The organism is Mesorhizobium sp. M7A.T.Ca.US.000.02.2.1, assembly GCF_003996995.1.
Classification (GTDB): domain Bacteria; phylum Pseudomonadota; class Alphaproteobacteria; order Rhizobiales; family Rhizobiaceae; genus Mesorhizobium.
On record NZ_RZTT01000378.1, the window covers coordinates 1 to 5,888 of the forward strand.

The following is a 5,888-nucleotide window of genomic DNA, read 5'->3' on the forward strand; positions in this document are numbered from 1 at the left end:
GCGTTCTCTCAGCCATCAAGCCGGATGTGATCTGCGTCGACAACGTCATCCTGTTTCCGGCGATCAAGCAGTTCGGCAAACCCTGGGTGCGCGTCATCTCCTGCTCGGAAAACGAGATCGACGACGAGGACATCCCGCCCCATCTCTCCGGCTGCGGCGAGAACGACCACGCCGGTCACCAGCGCTACCGCGATCATTTCAACGCGGTGATCAAGCCGATCCATGACGACTTCAACGCCTTCCTCGCCGCCAACAACGAGGCGCCTTATCCGATCGGCCAGTTCTTCGAGGCCTCGCCCCATCTCAACCTGCTGCTCTATCCCGAAGCGGCAAAGTTCAAGCGCCGCCATCCGCTCGACCCGGCAAAGTTCCAGTATCTGGAAGGCTGCGTGCGGCAGGAGAAACCCTACACGGTGCCGACATTCGCCAAAAACAATGACGGGCCGCTGCTCTATGTCTCCTTCGGCAGCCTCGGCGCCGGCGATGTCGAGCTGTTGAAGCGCATCATCGCGACCCTGGGCAAGACGCGCTACCGGGCGCTGGTCAATGTCGGCGGCTACAAGGATCAGTACACGGACGTGCCCGGCAATGTGATCGTCGAGAGCTGGTTCCCGCAGCCTTCGGTCATCCCGCAGATCGATGCGGTGATCCACCATGGCGGCAACAACTCCTTCACCGAGTGCCTCTATTTCGGCAAGCCGGCGATCATCATGCCCTATGTCTGGGACGGCCACGACAACGCCACCCGCGTCGAGGAAACCGGCCACGGCTTCGGCATGCCGCGCTACGACTGGACCGATGCCGAGCTGATTGCCAAGATCGAAACCTGCCTGACCGACCCGGCGATGAAAGCCAAGCTGGCGAAGACATCGGCGCAGATGCGCGCGCAGAATGGGCCGGAGAAAGCAGCCGGGTTGTTGGAGACGCTGCTATGACCTCCTCCGCTCCCCACCTCCACCAAGCCACCACCCGCGCCGATCTCGTCGACTGGGGCGCCCAACCTGACGCATTGGAAGGCGCCTCCCACTCGACCGGCAAACTCGTGCACAAAGGCCCGAACAACCAGCCGGAATCCGGCATCTGGGTGTGCACGCCAGGCCGCTGGCGCCTGAGCATCCCGCGCGATGAATTGTGCCATTTCGTCGCCGGCCGCGCGACCTACCGGTCCGATGTCGGTGAGCTGATAGACGTTTCCGCCGGCACCGTGGTCATGTTCCCGGCCGGCTGGACGGGTGAATGCACCGTGCATGAGACCATGCGCAACGTCTACATGCTGGCCTGACCACGGAGCTTGACGACATGCCGACACCGCACTGGCCGAAGGCCTCGAGCGTGGAACTGGAGGACTGGGGCGGGCAGCAACACGCTCGCCGGTTCGCCGCACGCCTCGGGCAGGGTCCTGTCCCGGAACCCGGACGGATCGAGCGAATGCGGCCTGTGGTCATGCACGCCGGGCACGCGCAAGGTCACCTTTGGCGCCGACGAGTTCTGCCATTTCCTCTCAGGCCGTGGCAGCTATGTCCATGACGACGGCGAAGAGATCCCGGTCGAGGCCGGCACGCTTGTGTTCTTCCCAGCCGGCTGGACCGGCACCTCCATCATCACGCAAACGCTGATCAAGGCCTTCATGTGCCGCTGAGCACCCTTTCAAGGAAATCGACATGACCACACCCATCATGAAATCCCCGCTCACCGTTACCGACCTCGTCGACTGGGGCGTCATCCCGACCATGATCGAGGGGCAATCCCACACCTCGGGCAAGCTGCTGCACAAGGGACCGGAAGGCCGCTCCGAATGCGGGCTTTGGGTCTGCACACCAGGCAAATGGCACTGCCATGTCACCCGCGACGAGTTCTGCCACTTCCTCGAAGGACGCTGCACCTACGTCCACGAATCCGGCGAGGTCATCGAGATCGAACCGGACACCGCAGCTTTCTTCCCGCAGGACTGGAAGGGCGTCTGCACCGTCCATGAGACGATCAAGAAGGTCTACATGATCCGCTGAGCGGATCCGAGAGGATGTCCATGGATTTCTCCCCTGACCGGCCGACCTTCTTCGTCAACCCGGACTACCGGCCGATGGCAGGCACGGCAAAGCCGGTGATCGATCCGGCGACGATCGAAACAGTCGGCGCCATCGCTGCAGCCAGCGATAGCGAGATCGATGCCGTGCTCACCACCGCGACCAGGGCGCAGGCCGCCTGGAAAAAGCTCGACGCCAAGAGCCGCGCCAAGCACCTGCATGCCGTCGCCAACGCCATCGAGGTGGCCAACTTCACCCGCTGCGCCGAGCTGATGGTGCGCGAGATGGGCAAGCCCTACCCCGAAGCGATCGGCGAGATCGCCAACTGCGCGCCGATCTTCCGCTATTACGCCGAGATGGCGCGCGACGATGCCGGCAAGATCGCCGGCACGACGCAGGCCGGTTCGTTCCAGTATGCGCGCTACGAGCCCTATGGCGTATCCGTCCACATCATGCCCTACAACTTCCCGATCCTGCTGATGTGCTGGACGGTCGCCGCATCGCTCGCCGCCGGCAATGCCTGCGTCATCAAGCCGGCCGAGGCGACGACGCTGTCGACGCTGGACTACATGACCGTGTTCCGCTCGCTGCCGGAAGGGCTGGTCTCCTGCCTGCCTGGTGGAGCGGCCACGGCGCAGGCGCTGATCGCCTCCGATCGCACCCATGCCGTCGCCTTCACCGGCTCGGTCGCCGCCGGCAAGGCGGTGGCGGTCGCCTGCGCCGAACGCATGAAGCCTTGCGTCATCGAGGCCGGCGGCAGCGATCCGCTGATCGTCAGCCAACACGCGCCGCTTGAGATCGCGGCGGCCGGCAGCGTCACCGCGGCCTTCCATCTCACCGGCCAGGTCTGCACCTCCGCCGAGCGCTTCTTCGTCGTCGATGCCGTTCATGACCGCTTCGTCGCGCTGTTCGCCGAAAGGACCCGGGCGCTGCGCATCGGCAACGGCATGGACAAGACCGAGATCGGACCGCTGGTCAGCGAAAGCGCGCGGACCAAAGTCATGCGTCTTGTCGACGATGCCATCGCCCACGGCGCCAAGGCGGTGACCGGCGGACGCATCCCTCCGGCACACAACACCGGCTGGTTCTACGAGCCGACGATCCTGACCGGCGTCACCCCGGACATGGCAATTGTGCGCGAAGAATGCTTTGGACCGGTCGCCGCCATCTGCCGGGTCAGGGATTTCGACGAGGCGATCCGGCTTGCCAATGACAGCCCGTTCGGGCTCGGCGCCTCTGTCTTCACCACCGATCTGGCCGAAGCCCACGAGGCGGCTGAACGGCTCGAAGCCGGAATGGTCTGGGTCAACAACCCGCTGATCGACAATGATGCCCTGCCCTTCGGCGGCTGGAAGGCCTCGGGCCTCGGCCGCGAGCTCGGACGCCAGGGGCTCGACGCCTTCCGCCGCTCCAAGATGGTGATCATCGACCACAAGCCTGCAATCCAGGAATGGTGGTATCCGTACCCCGACAGCTGGTTCCGCGAGACCGGCGGCCGCAAGCACGTCTGAGTGTTTCGAACCTCGCCAGCTCCGGATAGCCAGCTCGGTGGCTATCCTGGGATAGCCAGTCCATGACCGGGAAAAAGCAATGCCGCCGGGCGAAGGCCCGGCGGCATCTTTCTTCGATTGGCTACTGCCGATTCAACGGCAAGTCGTTACGGCGTCGTTTCCGCCTGCATCGCGGCGGCCGTCTGGTCGATCTTGTCGGCAAGGACGCCCTGAGCCCAGGACGTGACCGCAGCGTCGACCGGCTTGTTGGCCATATCCGCCAGTGCCGCGTCGAGCGATGCATCATCGGTGCCCACCTCTGCCGCGGCAGCCGCCTCATTGGCGGCGGTGACCTCTGCCTCCTGGGCAGTGATTTCGGCCTCCAGATCCGTTATCTTCCCAGGCAAGGCCGCCTGATCTTCGGGCGTCATGGCCGCAATCTGCTCGGGCGTCAGCGACGTCAGCGCGTTCAACTGCGAATTCAGCGCATCCAGCTTCTCCTGGGCCGCTTCAGCGGCGGCCTGAGCGACCTTGGCTTTGGCGGACTGCGTCACGAAGGCCTGGATGGCAGCGAACTTCTTGCTCTTCGAGTTCATATAGGCGTTGATGTTGCGCTGAAGCGAGTTCAGCCGGCCGAGCTTGGCGTGGATGTTCTTCTCCTTGGGAACCGACGAGACCTTTGTGGTCTTGTCGACCGTGGTGTCGTCCGTTTTGGCCTTTGCCACCTGCCCCCGAGCCGACGAAGACTTGCCGTGCGAAGCGCCGCTCTTGCCATTGCTATTGCCGCCGTTACCGCCGGCATTGCCCCCGCCGTTGCCGTTGCCACCGCCATTGCCGCCGCCGTGCCCGTTGCCGCCGGCTCCGGCGAGCGCCGGAGACGCCAGAAGCGCCAATGCGGCAAGCGCCGCGAACAGAGTTTTCCGGTTTGTCATGGTAATCTCCTCGGGAATCGTCACCTGGCCCGACCGCTAGCGACCGTCCTATGAGAAATCGCTAATTGTACAGAGTAAACTTTAGACAAATGCTGTCTCAATACGCGATCTGCCGATCAGCCCGAAGCATAACCATCTGATATTAAACACGAATCAGTGCTCTTGAACGGCGATGGCACTGAAGTCCCATGCCGGCAGGACTATAGTCCTGCCGGCATCCAGCGGCATGGGTGAAAGTCGTGACGTGGCATATCGGAAAGGCTTTGAAACAGGGCAATTGATAAAGAAAGCACAAGTCTCAGCCGATACTTTCACCGCCGTCGATTACCAGCGCCTGGCCGGTCATGAAGGATGAGCGGTCGGAGACGAGGAACAGGATCGCTTCCGCGATCTCATCGGCGCTGGCCCAGCGTCCCATCGGAATCTTGGTGCGGACATAGGTTTCGATCGCCTCGCGTCCGCCCATCTGGGCGATGAACGGTTCGTTGAACGGCGTGTCGACCCAGCCCGGGCAGAGCGCGTTGACGCGGACATTGTGCCGGGCATAGTCGAGCGACATCTGCCGCGTCATTGCCACTACCGCGTGTTTGGAAGTGGCGTAAGCGATCATCTCGCGGTCGTAGAACACGCCCGAATTGGAGGCGGTGTTGAGGATGACACCACCGCCTCGTGCGACCATCGACGGCATGACCATCCTGGCCGCCAGGAACTGCGCCCGCACATTGACCCGCCATGACGCGTCCATGCCGCCGACCTCGACCTCGGTCAGCGTTCCGCCGACCTGGATGCCGGCGTGATTGTGCAGGATGTCGATGCGCCCGTGCCTCTCGATCGTGCCGGCAATGAGCTTTTCCAGCGCCCCGTCGTCCGCGACGTCAGTGGCGATCGCCTCGGCCTGCCCGCCCACTGCCCTTATGTCCGAAGCCGTTGCTTCGCCGGCGGCCTGATCCCTGTCGGCGATGACGACCACCGCGCCTTCCCTGCCCATGATCATGGCGCCGGCGCGCCCGATGCCGGAGCCGGCGCCGGTCACGACGGCGATGCGGTCTTTGAGGATCATGATGCGACTTTCAGTTCGACGGCTTGCGCTGGCGCAATTGCCATTGGGCAAGCACCACAAGCAGCACGGAAGCGACGAGCACGATCGTCGCGATGGCGTTGATCTCCGGCGTCACGCCGCGCCGGATCGACGCGAAGACATAGATCGGCAGCGTCGTCTGCGCCCCGGCGACGAAGAAGGCCACAATGAAATCGTCGAAGGAGAAGGTGAAGGCGAGCAGGAAACCGGCAACGACGGCCGGCATGATCTGCGGCAGCACGATCGAGCGGAACGTCGTCAATGGCGTCGCGTAGAGATCGCTCGACGCCTCGACCAGATTGCGGTCGAGGCTGCCGAGACGCGTGCCGACGATCATCGTCACCAGCGCCATGGAGAACAGGCC

Annotated in this window: 8 protein-coding genes; 5 read left to right on the forward strand and 3 right to left on the reverse strand. The window is 63.7% G+C overall.

Features of this window, described 5'->3' with window-relative positions; translation table 11 throughout:
• The 5 genes from EOD15_RS26950 to EOD15_RS26970 form a co-directional block, all read left to right on the forward strand.
• Positions 1-935, forward strand: a 935-nt coding sequence (locus EOD15_RS26950; RefSeq protein WP_127408998.1) for a glycosyltransferase, incomplete at its 5' end; no start/stop codon positions are given.
• On the forward strand, positions 932-1,282 hold the full coding sequence (locus tag EOD15_RS26955; protein ID WP_127321339.1) for a cupin domain-containing protein: 351 nt from the start codon (positions 932-934) through the stop codon (positions 1,280-1,282). The genes EOD15_RS26950 and EOD15_RS26955, both read left to right, overlap by 4 nt.
• A gap of 9 nt (positions 1,283-1,291) precedes the next feature.
• Complete coding sequence (locus tag EOD15_RS26960) at positions 1,292-1,639, forward strand: cupin domain-containing protein (RefSeq protein ID WP_245463772.1); 348 nt, start codon at positions 1,292-1,294, stop codon at positions 1,637-1,639.
• 22 nt (positions 1,640-1,661) lie between these two features.
• Positions 1,662-2,006, forward strand: coding sequence for a cupin domain-containing protein (locus tag EOD15_RS26965; RefSeq protein ID WP_127321338.1), 345 nt, complete (start codon positions 1,662-1,664; stop codon positions 2,004-2,006).
• Between the two features lie 20 nt (positions 2,007-2,026).
• On the forward strand, positions 2,027-3,535 hold the full coding sequence (locus tag EOD15_RS26970) for an aldehyde dehydrogenase family protein (RefSeq protein WP_127321337.1): 1,509 nt from the start codon (positions 2,027-2,029) through the stop codon (positions 3,533-3,535).
• 146 nt (positions 3,536-3,681) lie between these two features.
• Here EOD15_RS26970 and EOD15_RS26975 read toward each other — a convergent pair whose 3' ends face one another.
• From EOD15_RS26975 to EOD15_RS26985, 3 genes are all read right to left on the reverse strand, one after another.
• Positions 3,682-4,446: a hypothetical protein gene (locus tag EOD15_RS26975; protein ID WP_127321336.1), complete on the reverse strand. Its 765-nt coding sequence runs from the start codon at positions 4,444-4,446 to the stop codon at positions 3,682-3,684.
• A gap of 298 nt (positions 4,447-4,744) precedes the next feature.
• A complete protein-coding gene (locus EOD15_RS26980) occupies positions 4,745-5,506 on the reverse strand; it encodes a glucose 1-dehydrogenase (protein ID WP_127321335.1) in 762 nt (253 codons plus the stop codon).
• A gap of 10 nt (positions 5,507-5,516) precedes the next feature.
• Positions 5,517-5,888, reverse strand: a 372-nt coding sequence (locus tag EOD15_RS26985; RefSeq protein ID WP_127408999.1) for an ABC transporter permease subunit, incomplete at its 5' end; no start/stop codon positions are given.

Excerpts from the sequence above, each read along its gene's own strand:
- EOD15_RS26965 (WP_127321338.1), top strand. The coding sequence starts at position 1,662 with ATGACCACACCCATCATGAAATCCCCGCTCACCGTTACCGACCTCGTC.
- EOD15_RS26975 (WP_127321336.1), bottom strand. The coding sequence starts at position 4,446 with ATGACAAACCGGAAAACTCTGTTCGCGGCGCTTGCCGCATTGGCGCTT.
- EOD15_RS26980 (WP_127321335.1), bottom strand. The coding sequence starts at position 5,506 with ATGATCCTCAAAGACCGCATCGCCGTCGTGACCGGCGCCGGCTCCGGC.
- EOD15_RS26970 (WP_127321337.1), top strand. The coding sequence starts at position 2,027 with ATGGATTTCTCCCCTGACCGGCCGACCTTCTTCGTCAACCCGGACTAC.
- EOD15_RS26955 (WP_127321339.1), top strand. The coding sequence starts at position 932 with ATGACCTCCTCCGCTCCCCACCTCCACCAAGCCACCACCCGCGCCGAT.